The 14,255-nt window shown below is 69.9% G+C and carries 20 protein-coding genes; 4 read left to right on the forward strand and 16 right to left on the reverse strand.

What is annotated here, in order from left to right:
* Window positions 1–64: 64 nt before the first annotated feature.
* The 11 genes from DEJ34_RS07270 to DEJ34_RS07315 all read right to left on the reverse strand — a co-directional run bounded on the left by DEJ34_RS07270 (window position 65) and on the right by DEJ34_RS07315 (window position 6,403).
* A complete protein-coding gene (locus DEJ34_RS07270) occupies window positions 65–859 on the reverse strand; it encodes a hypothetical protein (protein ID WP_110911245.1) in 795 nt (264 codons plus the stop codon).
* 49 nt (window positions 860–908) lie between these two features.
* Window positions 909–1,304, reverse strand: a complete 396-nt coding sequence (locus DEJ34_RS07275) for a DUF6188 family protein (protein WP_110911246.1) — start codon at window positions 1,302–1,304, stop codon at window positions 909–911.
* Window positions 1,301–1,675 carry a hypothetical protein gene (locus DEJ34_RS07280; protein ID WP_110911247.1) on the reverse strand — a complete coding sequence of 125 codons (375 nt, stop codon included), beginning with the start codon at window positions 1,673–1,675 and terminating at the stop codon, window positions 1,301–1,303. The genes DEJ34_RS07275 and DEJ34_RS07280 overlap by 4 nt, the downstream gene beginning before the upstream one ends.
* Complete coding sequence (locus tag DEJ34_RS07285; RefSeq protein ID WP_110825465.1) at window positions 1,672–2,082, reverse strand: DUF6188 family protein; 411 nt, start codon at window positions 2,080–2,082, stop codon at window positions 1,672–1,674. The genes DEJ34_RS07280 and DEJ34_RS07285 overlap by 4 nt, the downstream gene beginning before the upstream one ends.
* Complete coding sequence (locus DEJ34_RS07290; protein WP_146236908.1) at window positions 2,079–2,858, reverse strand: hypothetical protein; 780 nt, start codon at window positions 2,856–2,858, stop codon at window positions 2,079–2,081. Before DEJ34_RS07290 ends, DEJ34_RS07285 begins: the two co-directional genes overlap by 4 nt.
* A gap of 213 nt (window positions 2,859–3,071) precedes the next feature.
* Window positions 3,072–3,443: a hypothetical protein gene (locus DEJ34_RS07295; protein WP_110911249.1), complete on the reverse strand. Its 372-nt coding sequence runs from the start codon at window positions 3,441–3,443 to the stop codon at window positions 3,072–3,074.
* Between the two features lies 1 nt (window position 3,444).
* Entirely contained in the window at window positions 3,445–3,741 is a 297-nt protein-coding gene (locus tag DEJ34_RS07300; protein WP_146236909.1) for a hypothetical protein, read from the reverse strand.
* A gap of 66 nt (window positions 3,742–3,807) precedes the next feature.
* Window positions 3,808–4,113, reverse strand: coding sequence for a hypothetical protein (locus tag DEJ34_RS07305; protein WP_110911251.1), 306 nt, complete (start codon window positions 4,111–4,113; stop codon window positions 3,808–3,810).
* A complete protein-coding gene (locus DEJ34_RS15750) occupies window positions 4,110–4,940 on the reverse strand; it encodes an EndoU domain-containing protein (RefSeq protein WP_502864369.1) in 831 nt (276 codons plus the stop codon). Before DEJ34_RS15750 ends, DEJ34_RS07305 begins: the two co-directional genes overlap by 4 nt.
* Window positions 4,941–5,045: 105 nt before the next feature.
* Window positions 5,046–5,495 carry a SufE family protein gene (locus DEJ34_RS07310; RefSeq protein ID WP_110911253.1) on the reverse strand — a complete coding sequence of 150 codons (450 nt, stop codon included), beginning with the start codon at window positions 5,493–5,495 and terminating at the stop codon, window positions 5,046–5,048.
* Window positions 5,492–6,403 carry a sulfurtransferase gene (locus DEJ34_RS07315; RefSeq protein ID WP_110889730.1) on the reverse strand — a complete coding sequence of 304 codons (912 nt, stop codon included), beginning with the start codon at window positions 6,401–6,403 and terminating at the stop codon, window positions 5,492–5,494. Before DEJ34_RS07315 ends, DEJ34_RS07310 begins: the two co-directional genes overlap by 4 nt.
* 135 nt (window positions 6,404–6,538) lie before the next feature.
* Between DEJ34_RS07315 and zapE the strand changes: the two genes are divergently transcribed.
* Together zapE and DEJ34_RS07325 are read left to right on the forward strand one after the other, a co-directional pair.
* Window positions 6,539–7,609 carry a cell division protein ZapE gene (gene zapE, locus DEJ34_RS07320; RefSeq protein WP_258368311.1) on the forward strand — a complete coding sequence of 357 codons (1,071 nt, stop codon included), beginning with the start codon at window positions 6,539–6,541 and terminating at the stop codon, window positions 7,607–7,609.
* Between the two features lie 176 nt (window positions 7,610–7,785).
* Complete coding sequence (locus tag DEJ34_RS07325; protein WP_110889731.1) at window positions 7,786–9,060, forward strand: ammonium transporter; 1,275 nt, start codon at window positions 7,786–7,788, stop codon at window positions 9,058–9,060.
* Window positions 9,061–9,129: 69 nt separating this feature from the next.
* Here DEJ34_RS07325 and DEJ34_RS07330 read toward each other — a convergent pair whose 3' ends face one another.
* Both DEJ34_RS07330 and DEJ34_RS07335 read right to left on the reverse strand, forming a co-directional pair.
* Complete coding sequence (locus tag DEJ34_RS07330) at window positions 9,130–9,453, reverse strand: hypothetical protein (protein WP_146232873.1); 324 nt, start codon at window positions 9,451–9,453, stop codon at window positions 9,130–9,132.
* Window positions 9,454–9,521: 68 nt separating this feature from the next.
* Window positions 9,522–10,493 carry an aldo/keto reductase gene (locus DEJ34_RS07335; protein ID WP_110911254.1) on the reverse strand — a complete coding sequence of 324 codons (972 nt, stop codon included), beginning with the start codon at window positions 10,491–10,493 and terminating at the stop codon, window positions 9,522–9,524.
* A gap of 89 nt (window positions 10,494–10,582) precedes the next feature.
* Between DEJ34_RS07335 and DEJ34_RS07340 the strand changes: the two genes are divergently transcribed.
* Both DEJ34_RS07340 and DEJ34_RS07345 read left to right on the forward strand, forming a co-directional pair.
* Window positions 10,583–10,972, forward strand: coding sequence for a ChaB family protein (locus tag DEJ34_RS07340; RefSeq protein WP_110911255.1), 390 nt, complete (start codon window positions 10,583–10,585; stop codon window positions 10,970–10,972).
* 63 nt (window positions 10,973–11,035) lie between these two features.
* A complete protein-coding gene (locus DEJ34_RS07345) occupies window positions 11,036–12,004 on the forward strand; it encodes a beta-ketoacyl-ACP synthase 3 (RefSeq protein WP_110911256.1) in 969 nt (322 codons plus the stop codon).
* A gap of 79 nt (window positions 12,005–12,083) precedes the next feature.
* Here DEJ34_RS07345 and DEJ34_RS07350 read toward each other — a convergent pair whose 3' ends face one another.
* From DEJ34_RS07350 to flgL, 3 genes are read right to left on the reverse strand one after another with little or no spacing between them, the layout of a single operon-like run.
* Window positions 12,084–12,920 (reverse strand): hypothetical protein, encoded by an 837-nt coding sequence (locus DEJ34_RS07350; RefSeq protein ID WP_181422238.1) that lies wholly within the window; start codon window positions 12,918–12,920, stop codon window positions 12,084–12,086.
* A 59-nt stretch (window positions 12,921–12,979) separates the two neighbouring features.
* Window positions 12,980–13,372: a flagellar assembly protein FliW gene (gene fliW / locus DEJ34_RS07355; RefSeq protein WP_110911257.1), complete on the reverse strand. Its 393-nt coding sequence runs from the start codon at window positions 13,370–13,372 to the stop codon at window positions 12,980–12,982.
* Window positions 13,369–14,253: a flagellar hook-associated protein FlgL gene (flgL, locus tag DEJ34_RS07360; protein ID WP_110911258.1), complete on the reverse strand. Its 885-nt coding sequence runs from the start codon at window positions 14,251–14,253 to the stop codon at window positions 13,369–13,371. The genes fliW and flgL overlap by 4 nt, the downstream gene beginning before the upstream one ends.
* Window positions 14,254–14,255: the final 2 nt, after the last annotated feature.

Raw genomic sequence — 14,255 nt, forward strand, 5'->3', positions numbered from 1 at the left:
GGAGACGCGCCTCCCGTCCGACAGGTGGTCACCACCCCACCCGGGGTGGCCGCCCGCGCCCGCTTCAGCGCGCGGGGAAGAGGTCGACGGAGCGCGGGGTGGAGCGGTAGCGGAGATGCTCGAAGTCCGGGTGCCAGTCGACGAGGCCGACCACGGCGCGGACGGCGATGTCGATGAAGTACGGCGAGACGACCACGCGGCGGGGGACGGTCGCCGCCTCGATCTCGGTCGCGGGTCGGGAGCGGGACCCGTCGAAGTCCGTGACGTGCACGCCGTCGACGTCGGTGCCCCAGGTGTACGCGGGCAACAAACGGTCGGTGTCCGGGGCGACGGTGCCGACGACCTCCCACATGCCCGGCTGGAACCGTGCCGGCAGGGTGAGCCCGGCCACCACCGGCTGCGTGGCGAGCACGACGAGCGGGTCGGCGGGGCGCGGGAGGTCCTCGGGGCGCTGGAAGACCGCGACGTACACGGCATCGTGCAGCGTCGCGAGGACGTGCCCGAGCAGCACCCTGCCGCCACCGTCCGGGATGAGGAAGACGTCACCGGTCTCGGCCGTGAAGGGCTCGCGGCTGAGCGGGACCAGCTCGTCGGCGGAGGCATCGGCGCGTCCGGACGCGCGGTCTGCTGCTGCTTCCGTGGCCGGCGGACGTGACGCCGTCACACCGGAGCGTCGGAGTCGTTCGACCTGTTCGTCGAGGTCACGGCCGGGTGTGCCGCGGCCGACGATGTCGATGGTGAAGACCTTCTCGGGGTCAGCCCTGGTCTCGGCCAGGAGCTGCGCGAAGAGCTGCTGCTCGCTGTCAGCCTGGTGGAACTCGGAGCCCGAGGGCTGGTCCTTCTTGCGCTTGCCGAACACGTCGTCCGTTCCCCTCGTCCGATGACGTCCTCTATCGTGGCACGACTCGTCAGTCGGACGTCGGTGGTGGCCCGAAGACCGCCAGGCCACCACCGGGCAGGGCGATGATCATCCGGCGCTCCGGTCCGCCGCCGTCGTACTGCCACGACTCGTACGAGTCGTCGGGCCAGGCCTCGAGGACCGTTCCGGAGGCGAAGTGGAGCCGGACGTCGGGGCCGTCGAGTGTCGCGTTCGTGACCGTGTCACCGTGCAGGGCCAGGACGGGTGCGAGCGACGTCGGGTCCACCGGGTCCACGATCCGGCGTTCCCCGTCCGGACCGGTGATCGCGAACTCGGCCTCGAACTGCATCGTCGTGCCGTTCGAGAAACCGATGGTGGTCTGGAAGGTGAAGCTGAGGGAGTCGACCTGCGCTGCGGTCAACTCGAGTGCGAGATCGTCGGTCACGGAGCCTCCTCCGTCGGTCGGATGGGCGGTCTGGTGATCACCGAACGGTCGTACGCCGTCGCGGAGAGGAAACCCCGGTCAGCAGCACGGAGGAGGACGGTCACGATCTCCGACCCGGACTCGACCTGGCACACGAGGACGAGTGCGTCGCCGAGCGGCCCGAGTGGTTCGACCAGTGGCAGCAGGTTGGGTTCGTCCTGTGCGTAGCTGCGCCGGACGACCTCGGTGAAGGAGCGTGCCGGCACGTCGTAGGTGAGGACCTCGGCATCGTCGGCGACACCGGACAACACCTCGTGCACCCGGCCCGGGACGAGCGGGTCGGACGCCGGTAGGCGTCGGCGCAGGTCGTCGACCGACAGGTCGTCCGTCATGACGCCGTTCCTCCCGGCAGTGTTCGAGCGACGACCTCGCCGCCGGTCAGGACGTCGATGTCCAGGCGTGCTCGTCCTGGTTCCGACCAGTGCCACGAGGGCCGGTCGCGGTGGGACCACCCCTCCAGCAACGCACCCGATGCGAAGCGGACGGCGATGCGGGCGCCGGTGACGGTACCGCGTTCCACCACCGTCGTGTGCAGGGCGAGGAGCGGCAGGAGCGAGGGTGGGTCGCCGGGCTCCATGAAGGTGTGCGTGCCGTCCGTCTCGGTGAGCGAGAAGGCGGTCTCGAACCGGAGGGTCGCCCCGCTCGAGAAGCGGACGGTGACGGCGGTGTCGATCGTGACGGCGTCGACCGTGTCGCCAGCGAGGTGCAACTGGATGGGAACCGACGTGGTGTTCGTCACGGTGTCCTCTCGCCGTCGCCGGCGTCTCGCTCTGCGGGGAAGACGAGCTGATCGAGACGCGGTAGTTCGGTCGGCATCGCGTCGGTGCACCACGGGAGCTCGACCATCTGCATCCTGCCGTCGTGCACCCAGATGAGCAACTCGCCCCCGGCTGCCTCGGCGTCGGTCTGGTACCTGGCGGCTTGCGGCAGTGGTCCGTCGGGGAGGTCGACGCGGGGCGCGTCGTCGCGTTCGAGCGCGAGCGACCACGCGCGCGGCCCGGACGGCGTGACGTCGACCACTGCGTCGAGCTGGGTGAGGAGCGCCGGCGCCTCGTCGATCCGAGCGTTCTGGAGGCACGCCCGGACGAGTGCGCGGATCTGCTGACCGTCCCGTGCCTCCTGTGCGCGGCGCTGCTCGTCCGCGATCTCCTCGTCGCGGCTCCCGATGCCGGACGCGGGAACGCCGGGTCCGAGGAACAGGTCGAACTCCCAGGAGGTCCCGATCACCGAACGATCCAGGGTGACAGTGACCGTCGTGCTGTCGAAGAAGTCGATGCGGACCATGGCCTGCGACGCGTCAACGGCGGTGCTGTCGATCGGAGAGCCGAAGAACTCGCCATCGATCATCTGGTGGTTGTACCGGACGAAGCGCCGCATGTCGTCGTCGGTGATCCACAGTCCGGCGCCGCTGCTGTCGCGAACCTTCTGCTCCCACTCGAGGACGTTGATGTCCGAGTCCGGCAGCACCACCATGTTCAGGTCGGTGACGAGCCAGCGCAGCGGAGGGATGGTCATCCCGTTGACGATGTTGCGGAACGTCAGAACGCCGATCGGTTGCGAGCCGATCAGACAGTGGTAGGTGACGAATTCCGTCTCCGACCGCCGGGTGGCCGGGCGGCCTGATCTCCTGCGGAACGACATGATCTTCACTCACTCACTCGCACCGATCGCTCCTTACTGCCTCGTAGAGCGGTTCGCGAGTCTGCGGGAGCTTGTCAGACAACTCAATCACTTCGTCGAGGAGCGCGGGCGAGCGTTCATCTCGTGGGCGTGCGCGTCGGCCTCGGTCTTGTAGATCTCGCCCCATGCGATGCTCGGAGGCATGGCATGGACAGGCAGATCGACGTCAGGGAGACAGATCTGCACGAAGTGCGGGAAGGCGGGGAAGGTCCAGGGGTCTTCGTCTTCGAAGCGACTCCAGAGCAACAGCTCTCCGATGCCGAGTGGGTGGCCGAGTTCCTGTCCGTTCAGCGGCGGATCGCAGCTGACCATCAGTGCATGGTGACCGTTCGGGAGCTCGATCGGTCGTTCCACTTCGCACCGGAAGACAGACGAGAACCACTTGCTGTCCATGGACGAGAGAAAGAAGACTTCTTGCATGTCAGAACTCCGGGTTGATGCCGCTGACGCGATCGAGCTGGATCGCGCATGCTCCGTCCACCACATCAATGACGATGACGGCTTCGTCGAGCTGACCCACATCTGCTTCCTCGAAGCCGATGAACTCGCCCTGGATGAACTGCACCGTGGCTGCGACGAGACGAGTGAACGTGGCGTGGTCGAGCACCGGATCCGGAAGACCCGGCGTGCCGGACACTTGTTCGAGTTCCCGAATCTCCAATCCGGAACCAGGGAGGACGTTGACGTCTGAGATCGACTCATTGCCGACGTGAGTCAACGCAGCAGCAGATTCCCCTACCTTCGCGGCACCGCTGGTCGCGGCGGATTTGAACGGAACCCTCGATCAGGTGCTCCGCCCTTCGGGTGGCACATCGCCGCGGAGGAGAAAGCCATGCGTCTCGAAATGTTCGGGAAGCTCAGCCAGTTCCTCTGGCCACGCTTGCAAGAGACGTTTGATGTCCTCGACGATCCACATGGGAACAGCGAGGTTGCGCTCCGCGATGATCCCTGCTGCGATGCTCAGACCGAGAGGGGCTTCGTCGCATTCAACGAGATCGCGCGCATCTTCCAGCGCTTGAATTCCGAGCCGATCCTCGAGTTCGCTGATGATGCGAAGTGCCTGATTTCGGTAATTGCCAAGGTCGTTCATCGTGAGTTCTTCGATGTGTTGGTAGGGGATCCGGAAATGATCTCATCGTTTCTGATGACTACTCGAATCGCGACGCCGTCCCGCATGCCGCTCGCGATGAAGGTCGTCCCGGCCTCACCCTGCGGCACCCACTCGAGATCTGGGTCAGTCGCGACGTCAGAGATGTCGTGGATGATCCTGCCATCGCTCCAAGACGCAGGGAATTCCGACTTGCCCGGGAATCCGGTGCCGTGCCGATGCCGGCCGCTGCCAGGGCTGCCGAGATCGAGGCGTCGGACAGCGTGGCGGGTCCGGTGCCACCGCCCGCGGCCTCGAACTGCGCCGCGACGGTTCCCGCCCAGGCCGTGTCCTGATCGTTCGCGGTCAGCCAGTCGTTCACGGCGGTCACGAGCGACTGCGCGTTGAGTGTGCCCCAGCACGGGTTGCAGCCGGACTCGTAGTCGGTCAGCGCGTTGCGGAAGGTCGAGACCGCACCAGCGAGTGACTCGTCGCACGACCGGACACCGGACTGGAACGACCGGAGGTCCGCGGGCACAGCCGACGACGTGCCGCCGCCTCCGCCACCCCCACCGGCCGGGATGGTCCGGCCGCGCACCTTCACGGTATCGGCCTGGCGGTGCGGCTCGGGCTCCGGTTCTGGTGGCTTCGGGTCGTCGGCGGCGCCGAACCACGTCCCGACCTCGTGGGTGACCGCGACGAAGAAGTCGTCCTCGCGCTCCTTCTTGCGCGCCGCCCACGCCTTCGCCTTCGCTCGGCGATCGTCCTCCTGCTTCGCGGCCTCGCGCAGCTCCTCGACGAAGCCGGCCAGGCTCTGCAGAGCGTGCCATGCGGACCGGTCGTTCCACCGGGACGTCCTGCGGGCGGATGGCGGGGGACCACGGACGGGAGGCGCGGCACCGCCTGGTACCGCGCCTCCCGTCTTCTAGAAGCCGCTACGCGGCCGCCGCCCGCACCTGCCGCTGCACCCGACCGAGCATGCCGACCATGCCGCGGATCCGCAGCGGGCTGACCGCCTCGTTCAGCCCGAGCGTCAGCGGGTAGTCCGCCGGCACGGCGAGCACCTGCTCGACGGTCAGGCCGGAGAGCCCCTGCGCCAGGATCGACGCGAAGCCGCGCGTGGTCGGTGCTTCACGCGGAGCCGTGGCGTGCATGCGGACGACGTCCGGGCCGTCGCCGTCCTCGCCCACAGTGACGGTGATGAAGACCGGCGACTGGCACTCCTCGACACGTTCGAGTTCGTCCTCGTGGCCCTGCAGGCGGGGCGGGAGCGCCGGCAGTTCGTCGGAGAACTCGAGCAGGAGCTGCAGGCGGTCGTTCTGCGTCAGCGCGAGGAAGTCGTCGCGGATCTCGGCGAGGGGCTGGGGGAGCGCTACGTCCGTCATCGAGCAGGCAGCGTACCCGGCTCGGAGCCCACCACGATCGGGACGCGGACGGCGCTGCCCCACTCGGTCCATGAGCCGTCGTAGTTCTTCACGTCCTCGATGCCGAGCAGGTGCTGCAGGACGAACCACGTGTGGCTCGACCGCTCGCCGATCCGGCAGTACGCGATGACCTCGTCCGCGTCGCCGATGCCGGCGCCCTCGCGGTACACGGCGTCGAGCTCCTCGCGCGACTTGAACGTGCCGTCGGCAGCGGCGGCGGACTTCCAGGGGATGTTGACGGCGGTCGGGATGTGCCCGGCGCGCAGCGCACCCTCCTCCGGGTAGTCCGGCGCGGTCGTGCGGTCGCCCGAGTACTCCGGGGCGCTGCGGACGTCCACGAGCGGCTTGCCCAGGTGTGCGAGGACGTCCTCCTTGAAGGCGCGGACGGTGGCGTCGTCGCGCTCGACCACGGGGTACTCCACCGCGTCGACCGACGTCCGGTCGGTGGTCATCGCCCGACCCTCGGCGATCCACTTCGCCCGGCCGCCGTCGAGCAGGCGGACGTCCTCGTGCCCGAAGAGCGTGAACACCCAGAGTGCGTACGCGGCCCACCAGTTGTCCTTGTCGCCGTGGATGACGACGGTGGTGTCGCGGCCGATGCCCTTGCCGCCGACGAGCCGGGCGAAGGCCTCGCCGTCGATGTAGTCGCGCTGCACCGGGTCGTTGAGGTCGGTGTGCCAGTCGATCTTCACCGAGCCCGGAATGTGCCCGGTCTCGTAGAGCAGGACGTCCTCGTCGGACTCGACCACGACGAGTTCGGGCGACCCCACGCCGGCGTCGAGTTGCTCCTGCAGCCACTCGGTGGACACCAGGCGCTCGGGGTGCGCGTAGGAGCGGAACTTCTCGGACGGGTCGACTGGTGCGGTCATCGGGGGTACCTCCTGGGGATCGATGGCGCGCGGACTAGGATCGGTCCTTGCGCGTCACCCTCAACGGTACGCGGAAGCACCGTGTCGCAGCCGTGACGTGACACCAGACGACAGGCCGACGGAAGGTCCCGCACCGTGCCAGAACCGCGCCCCGCGCCGGAACACCTCGTCGACCGCGACCCGCAGGTCACCCCGCAGCAGATGGCCGCCGCGCTCGTGCCGCCGCCGCAGTTCGCCGAAGCGTCGTTCGCCTCGTACCGGCCCGACCCGGAGTACGCCTCGCAGGCCGAGGTGCGGGACGCGGTCGAGACCTTCGTCACGACTGTCCCCGAGCCGGCCAGGCGCGGGCTGTTCGGTCGGAAGCGCAAGGAGCCCGAGGTGCCCGCGAAGTCCGGCGTGTACCTGGACGGCGGGTTCGGCGTCGGCAAGACCCACCTGCTCGCCGCGGCCTACCACGCGGCCAGCGGACGGAAGACGTTCGGCACGTTCATCGAGTACACCGCGCTCGTCGGGGCGCTCGGTTTCCAGGGCACGGTCGACCTGCTCCGCGGGACCGCGCTCGTCTGCATCGACGAGTTCGAGCTCGACGACCCGGGCGACACGATGGTGATGACCCGGCTCATCAAGGAGCTCACCGAGACCGGCACGCGCTTCGCCGCGACGTCGAACACCCCGCCCGGGGCGCTCGGTGAGGGGCGCTTCGCCGCACAGGACTTCCTCCGCGAGATCCAGGCGATGTCCGACCGGTTCGACACGATGCGCATCGACGGCCTGGACTTCCGTCGTCGTGCCGTCGACGAGTCGGCGTCGGTCGTCGAGGACGTCCCCGCCGCGCTGGCGGCCCTGACCTCGTCGACGCCGTCCGGGACGGGAGGCCCGGCCCGCGTCACGCAGGACGACTTCCGGTCCGTCGTGGCCCACCTGGCGTCCGTGCACCCGTCCAGGTACGTCGCGCTCGTCGACGGGCTCGACGCCGTCGGGCTGACCGACGTGCAGGCGTTCACGGACCAGACCGACGCGCTCCGGTGGGTGGCGCTCGTCGACCGCCTCTACGACGCGCAGGTCCGGATCGTCGCCTCGGGCATCCCGCTCGACACGGTGTACCCCGACGTGATGCTCGAAGGCGGGTACCGCAAGAAGTACCTGCGTGCCGCGAGCCGCGTCGTCGCGCTGACCCGCGCGGAGGAGTCGCCCCGGGCCTCCTGAGCGTCCCGGAACACCCCTGCCGGGCGCCGCTCGGGGCCGCGAAACACAGCGTTCACAGAACGCGCCGTGACGTTACCTCCGCGAAACAGAGCGCGCCTCCCGGTGAAACACGTCGTCGCCAGACTCGGTCGCACCCGAGGCGGACGGAGAGCCGCACAGCGACGAGAGGTGCACACATGCTTGATCAGGGCAACACGACGTTCGTGTTGGTCATGGCGGCGCTGGTGTTGTTCATGACACCCGGCCTGGCCTTCTTCTACGGCGGTCTGGTGAAGGCCAAGTCCGTCATCAGCATGATGATGATGTCCTTCGGGGCCATCGCGCTGGTGAGCGTCCTCTGGGTGCTCTACGGCTACGCGATCGCCTTCGCCAACCACGGGGACAACACGGCCGTGACGGGCATCGTCGGCTTCTTCAGCATCGACTGGAACCTGCTCGGCCTCGGCCAGGCGTTCGAGGAGGCGCAGTCGTCGGACATCCAGGCGGCCTACCCGTCGATGGCCTTCGTCGGCTTCCAGGCCACGTTCGCGATCATCACGGTCGCCCTCATCTCCGGTGCGATCGCCGACCGCGCGAAGTTCGGCGCGTGGATGGTCTTCGCCGGCATCTGGGTCACGGTCGTCTACTTCCCGGTCGCCTCGTGGGTGTTCAACCTGACGTCGGGATGGGCCGCCACGTGGGGCGTCATCGACTTCGCCGGTGGTACCGCGGTGCACATCAACGCCGGTGCCGCGGGCCTGGCCCTGGCGCTCGTGCTCGGCAAGCGCGTCGGCTTCGCCAAGGGCGCGCACAAGCCGCACAACCCGCCCTTCGTCCTGCTCGGTGCCGCGATCCTCTGGTTCGGCTGGTTCGGCTTCAACGCCGGGTCCGAGGGCGCTGCTGACGGCATCGCCGCGATCGCCTGGGTGAACACGCTCGCCGCTCCCGCCGCCGCGATCCTCGGGTGGCTGCTCATCGAGAAGCTCAAGGACGGCAAGGCCACCTCCGTCGGTGCCGCCTCGGGCGCCGTCACCGGCCTCGTCGCGATCACGCCGGCCTGCGCCAACCTGACGCCCGGCTGGGGCATCGTGCTCGGCTTCCTCGCCGGCATCGTCTGCTGCTTCGCGATCGACTGGAAGTACCGCCTGGGCTTCGACGACTCGCTCGACGTGGTCGGCGTGCACCTGGTCGGCGGTGTCTTCGGCACGCTGTTCCTCGGCTTCTTCGCCAACGACACCGGCCTGATCTACTCGGGCTCGTTCGAGCAGCTCGGCAAGCAGGCCGCCGCTGCCCTCGCCGTCGGGCTCTACTCCTTCGTCCTGGCCTTCGTGATCGGCTTCCTCATCGAGAAGACGATGGGCTTCCGCGTGAAGACCGAGGACGAGGTCGCCGGCATCGACACCGCGGTCCACGGCGAGGAGGGCTACGTCCTCTACGACCAGGAGGACAACAGCCCGGTCGGCGTGCGCTGACCGCTCCTGCCGCACACGACGACGGCCCCCGCTCACTCGGAGCGGGGGCCGTCGTCGTGCGGCCGGCGATCAGTGCGTGTCGGCACCGTCCTCGCGCGAGCCGTCCGGGACCGCCTGGTCGTCGGTCTGGGTCCCGGTGGACGTGTCCCCGAGGTCGTCGCCGCCACCGACGAGGGCGTCACCTCCGCGGGCGTCGTTCCCGAGCGCGGCGAGCGCGGACTGTTCCTGGTCCCCACGGTCCTCCAGGTCGAGTCCGGAACGGTCGTCCTCGGCACGTGGTTGCTCCTCGGCCGACCCGGAGTCGCCGGTGGTGGCGGCTTCGTGCTGCAGCGCTTCGCCGAGCTCGGTGTTGCCGCCGTCCCCGCCGTGGTCGTTGGGCATGGAAGTGGTCATCGCGGTCGTCCTCTCGTCGGTGGTCCGGCTCCAGCGGGAGTCGTCGGTGCCCGGACCGGTGTGCGGTGCTACCAGGCGTAGTCCTCGGGTGCGGTCTGGTGGCCGGGGAACAGCTCGTCGAGGCGGTCGAGTGCGGCCTGGTCAAGGCGGATGTCGACCGCGCGGACGGCGGACTCCCACTGCTCCATGGTGCGCGGGCCGGTGATCGGCGCGGTGACGCCCGGCTGGTGCAGCAGCCACGCGAGGGCGAGTTCCCCCGGGGTGTGCCCGAGCTCCTGCGCGAACGACTCGTACGCGGTGAGCTGGTCGCGGTGGGCGTCGACGTACTCGGCGCTCCGCCCGGACAACCGGCGCGACCCGTTCTCGGTCTTCTCGATCACGCCGCCGAGCAGTCCGCCCTGCAGCGGCGACCACGGGATCACCCCGAGCCCGTAGTGCTGCGCGGCCGGCAGGACCTCGCGCTCGACGTCACGGACGACCAGGTTGTAGATCGACTGCTCGCTGACCAGACCGAGGAAGTTCCGGTGCCGCGCGGCCTCCTGCGCCTGCGCGATGTGCCACCCGGCGAAGTTCGACGACCCGACGTAGAGGACCTTGCCCTGGCCCACCGCGATCTCCATCGCCTGCCAGATCTCGTCCCACGGTGTCGCCCGGTCGACGTGGTGCATCTGGTAGAGGTCGATGTGGTCGGTTTGCAGCCGCTGGAGCGACGCGTCGATCGACCGGCGGATGTTCAGCGCGCTCAGCTTGCCGCCGTTCGGCCAGTCGGTCATCTCGCCGTACACCTTCGTGGCGAGCACCGTCTTGTCGCGTCGTCCGCCGCCCTTGGCGAACCACCGGCCGATGATCTCCTCCGTGGCGCCCTTGCCCACCGAGCCGCCGTACGCGTTGGCCGTGTCGAAGAAGTTGACGCCGAACTCGTGCGCCCGGTCCATGATCGCGTGCGAGTCGTCCTCGCTGGTCTCCGGTCCGAAGTTCATCGTGCCGAGCACTGCCCGTGACACCGACAGCCCTGTCCGTCCGAGGTGTGTGTAGTCCATGCACCAGGTCTACGCCCCCGGCTCGACGCACTGTCAGGGCCCAGGAGTACCCGTGGAGGCCTCGACGACCACGCGACGGAGGAACGACCATGCCCGACGACGACATCCCGAGCACGCTGCAGCGGTCCCCGGAGCACGCGCAGGACGTCTACCGCGCCACCCTGCGGTCCGCCGAGGCCGAGTACGGCGAGGGACAGCGCGCCGGCCGGACCGCGTGGGCCGCCGTGAAGCACGAGTACGAGAAGGTCGGCGACCACTGGGAGGAGAAGGACTCCGCCGGCCCGTCGGACTCGGGCGCCGCCGGCACACGCGGTTCCGGCACGACGCAGGAGGGCGTCGACGCGAAAGCCTCGAAGGCGCACCTGCTCGACGTCGCGAAGCGCCTCGAGGTGAGCGGCCGTTCGAGGATGACGAAGGACGAGCTCGTCGACGCGATCAAGAAGGCGAACCGCCGAGCGACGGCGAAGGCGCGCGACTGATCTGCGCCCACCCCATGCCGTGGCCGGCATGCGACGTTGGACGACAGGCGTAGCGTTCTGCGGGTGAACATCCCAGCACTCCGAGGCAGCCGGATCACCGGGTTCGGCCACCACCAGCCCGACCGGATCCTCACCAACGACGAACTGTCGACGATGGTCGACACGAACGACGAGTGGATCACGACACGCACCGGGATCAGGACCCGGCGCATCGCCGGCCCGGACGACAGCGTGACGTCCATGGCGACCGAGGCGGCGCGCAACGCCCTGGCGGACGCGGGCGTCGCGCCGACCGACGTCGACCTGGTCGTGGTCGCGTCGACCACCCACCGGGACCGCTCGCCCTACACGGCCGGACGGGTGGCGGCAGCGCTCGGCATGTCGAACGGCCCGGCCCCCATCGACATCAACACCGCGTGCAGCGGCTTCGAGTACGCCATGGCGATCGCCGACCAGGCCATCCGCACCGGGTCCGCCGACACCGCGCTCGTCATCGGCTCCGAGACGCTCTCGCGCATCGCCGACTGGACCGACCGCTCGACCTGCGTGCTCGTGGGCGACGGCGCCGGCGCAGCGGTCCTGCAGGTCTCCGACGTGCCGCAGATCGGACCGGTGTCGTGGGGGAGCGTGCCGCACCTGCAGGACGCCGTCCGTGTCACGCACGACCCGGAGGTGTTCCAGCAGGAGGGCCGCTCCATCTACCGGTGGGCGATCACCGAGGCCGAGGGACACGCGCGCGCGGTCGTCGATCGAGCCGGCTTGACCCTCGACGACATCGGGGTCTTCGCCTTCCACCAGGCGAACCTGCGCATCATCGAGCCGCTCGTCACGGCGCTCGGCGGCGAGGGCAAGTACGTCGTGCGCGACGTCGTCGAGTCCGGCAACACCTCCGCAGCGAGCGTGCCGCTCGGTCTGTCGAAGGCGTGGCACCGCGGGGAACTGCCGGAGGGCGTCCCTGCGCTGCTCTTCGGGTTCGGGGGCGGGTTCGCGCACGCCGGTCAGGTGGTCACCACGCCGGTCCGTCGCCGCTGACCGCGGGCGCCGGCACGCCCGGGCGACGGACGGGAGGCTCCCCACCGGGTGGTGCCGGGCCTCCCGTCCGTCGGGCGTGTCAGCGGTCGAGCTTGCGCTGCTGCCGCTTGCTGAGGGGCTTCGCGGAGTCCGAGCCGACCGGCTCGGCGTCGACCACGACCGCGAAGTGCGCGGGCGGCGGACCGAACGCGCTGCGGGAGGACTGGACGACCTTGCGCCCGAGCGCGTGGTTGCCGAGGCCGCCGACGACGGCACCGATCCCGAACGGGATGGCGCGACCGAGGACGGACGTGCCCTGGCGGGTCAGGAACCGCTTGACGAAGGTGTTGCGCAGCTTCCCGCCGATGCCGCTCACGGCCTGCTTCGGCAGCGACGACGTGACGAGCTCGCCCCAGAACGCGGTGCGACCCTTGCCGCCGCGGGCCTGGCCCGCGAGCTGCTGGACGAGCTGCGTCCCGGGCGCGCCGAGCATCATCGCCATCACGAGGGCGCGGGCGCGCTCCGGGTCCTCGACCGTGATGCCGTGCACCTCGGTGACGGACTGGGCGAAGAGCGCGCTGGCCTCGAGGAACCCGACCGTCTCGGCTCCGCTCAGGCCGAGGCTCGCGACCATCCCGACGCCGGGGATGACGGCGCTCGCGCCGACGGCGGCGCCGCCGGAGGTCACGGCGGTCAGGTACTGGCGCTCGAGGATCTCGATGACCTCGGCCGGGGAGGCGTCGGGGTGACGACGACGGACACGGGCGACGTGGGCGACGACGACGGGCCGCTGCACCGAGATCGCCCGGTCCAGCCATGCGGTCCAGCCCGAGGTGTTGTCGGACTGAACGCGCTGACCGTCGGCGGACGGGGCGGTCTGGACGGGTGCGGGGGGCATCGGCACGATCGCGTCGTGGCCCTTGGGGGTGCGGGACATGACGTCGACGCTACGCGGGGGGTGCTCGGAGCGGCCGAGCGCGGTCGCTCTCCGGAGGGTCAGCTGTGGGCGAGCTCGGCCCGGATCGGCAGGTCCTGGTCCTCGAGGATGAACTGCGCGCCGACGGCGGTGCGGGCGTTGACGACGACCGGGGCGAGCAGGTTCACGGTGGTGCCGGCCGCGTCCGGGTTCGCGACGACGAGGAGCATGGCCTCCTCCGCGCGCTCGAGCCCGATGCGGTCGGCCTGCTCGTCGGCGAGCACCGGCGCGTAGTCGGGCAGGTGCACGGCGGCGTCGAGCAGGTACAGCCGCGGGTCGGTCACGCCGGAGTCCGTCGTGCCGGTGCCCACCAGGGCGAACAGGCCGTCGGCGCCGTCGACGGGGTCGAGGGTGAACGACCGCAGCGGCTCGAGGCCGAACGGTGCGACGGTGAAGGTCAGTGCGATGCTCATCGGAGGTAGTCCATCAGGGTCGGCTGCAGGACCTTCGCGGTCACGGCGAGGGCTGCCTGGTAGTTGGTGCTCTGGACCTGCAGGTCGAGGACGGCCTGGGCGAGCGCCTTGTCCTCCACGCCGGAGCGGCGACCCTCGAGTGTGGTCGAGAGCGTTTTCAGCGCGTCCTGTGCGGTCAGCGCCGCGGAGTGGCGCACACCGACGTCGGCCTGCGCACCGCGGACGGCGGCCTGCGCCGCGTCGATCTCGTTCAGTCGGGGGTTCACGTTCGTCCCTGCCTGCAGGTCGGCGACGATGTCGTCGAGGAGTGCGAAGACCGACGCGTCGCCGGTCCCGAACACGGCGCTGCCGTCGGTGTCGACGCGGACCTCGTCACCGGTGCCGACCGTCCGGGTGACGCTGGCGGACGGCGAGCCGGCCCACGTCGTGTCCGGCGCGTACGCGGCCGCGGCGGGGGAGGACCCGGCGAAGACCGATCGCGTGCCGTACTTCGTGTTCGCCGAGCTGAGCAGATCGGCCTTGAGGCCCTGGAGCTCGCTGATGAACGCCTGCCGGTCGGTGGTGCCCATCGTCCCGTCGCTCGCGGCCTGCACGGTGAGGTCCCGGACCTTGCCGAGCACCTTCGACACCCCGGCGAGGGCGCTGTCGGTCGTGGCGAGCCACCCGACGGCGTCGTCCGCGTTCCGGGCGTGCTGGGCGGCCTGCGCCTGCTCCTTGCGCACCTGCATGGCGGTCGCGGTGCCGGTCGGGTCGTCGGACGGCTTCCGGATCGCCTTGAGGCTCGTGGCCTGGTCGGTCAGGTCGGCGACCTTCGCGGCACCGGCCTGCAGACGCGACTGCGCGGCGGCCATGGTCATCTGGGTGGTCACACGGGTGATCACGG

The organism is Curtobacterium sp. MCPF17_050 (genome assembly GCF_003224435.2).
GTDB lineage: Bacteria > Actinomycetota > Actinomycetes > Actinomycetales > Microbacteriaceae > Curtobacterium.

Coding starts and splice junctions, on each gene's coding strand:
- DEJ34_RS07290 (WP_146236908.1), bottom strand. CDS start 2,858: ATGACCATCCCTCCGCTGCGCTGGCTCGTCACCGACCTGAACATGGTG.
- DEJ34_RS07305 (WP_110911251.1), bottom strand. CDS start 4,113: ATGAACGACCTTGGCAATTACCGAAATCAGGCACTTCGCATCATCAGC.
- DEJ34_RS07340 (WP_110911255.1), top strand. CDS start 10,583: ATGCCCGACGACGACATCCCGAGCACGCTGCAGCGGTCCCCGGAGCAC.
- DEJ34_RS07310 (WP_110911253.1), bottom strand. CDS start 5,495: ATGACGGACGTAGCGCTCCCCCAGCCCCTCGCCGAGATCCGCGACGAC.
- DEJ34_RS07295 (WP_110911249.1), bottom strand. CDS start 3,443: ATGCAAGAAGTCTTCTTTCTCTCGTCCATGGACAGCAAGTGGTTCTCG.
- DEJ34_RS07330 (WP_146232873.1), bottom strand. CDS start 9,453: ATGACCACTTCCATGCCCAACGACCACGGCGGGGACGGCGGCAACACC.
- DEJ34_RS15750 (WP_502864369.1), bottom strand. CDS start 4,940: ATGGCACGCTCTGCAGAGCCTGGCCGGCTTCGTCGAGGAGCTGCGCGA.
- DEJ34_RS07280 (WP_110911247.1), bottom strand. CDS start 1,675: ATGACGGACGACCTGTCGGTCGACGACCTGCGCCGACGCCTACCGGCG.
- DEJ34_RS07325 (WP_110889731.1), top strand. CDS start 7,786: ATGCTTGATCAGGGCAACACGACGTTCGTGTTGGTCATGGCGGCGCTG.
- fliW (WP_110911257.1), bottom strand. CDS start 13,372: ATGAGCATCGCACTGACCTTCACCGTCGCACCGTTCGGCCTCGAGCCG.
- DEJ34_RS07315 (WP_110889730.1), bottom strand. CDS start 6,403: ATGACCGCACCAGTCGACCCGTCCGAGAAGTTCCGCTCCTACGCGCAC.
- DEJ34_RS07350 (WP_181422238.1), bottom strand. CDS start 12,920: ATGTCCCGCACCCCCAAGGGCCACGACGCGATCGTGCCGATGCCCCCC.
- DEJ34_RS07335 (WP_110911254.1), bottom strand. CDS start 10,493: ATGGACTACACACACCTCGGACGGACAGGGCTGTCGGTGTCACGGGCA.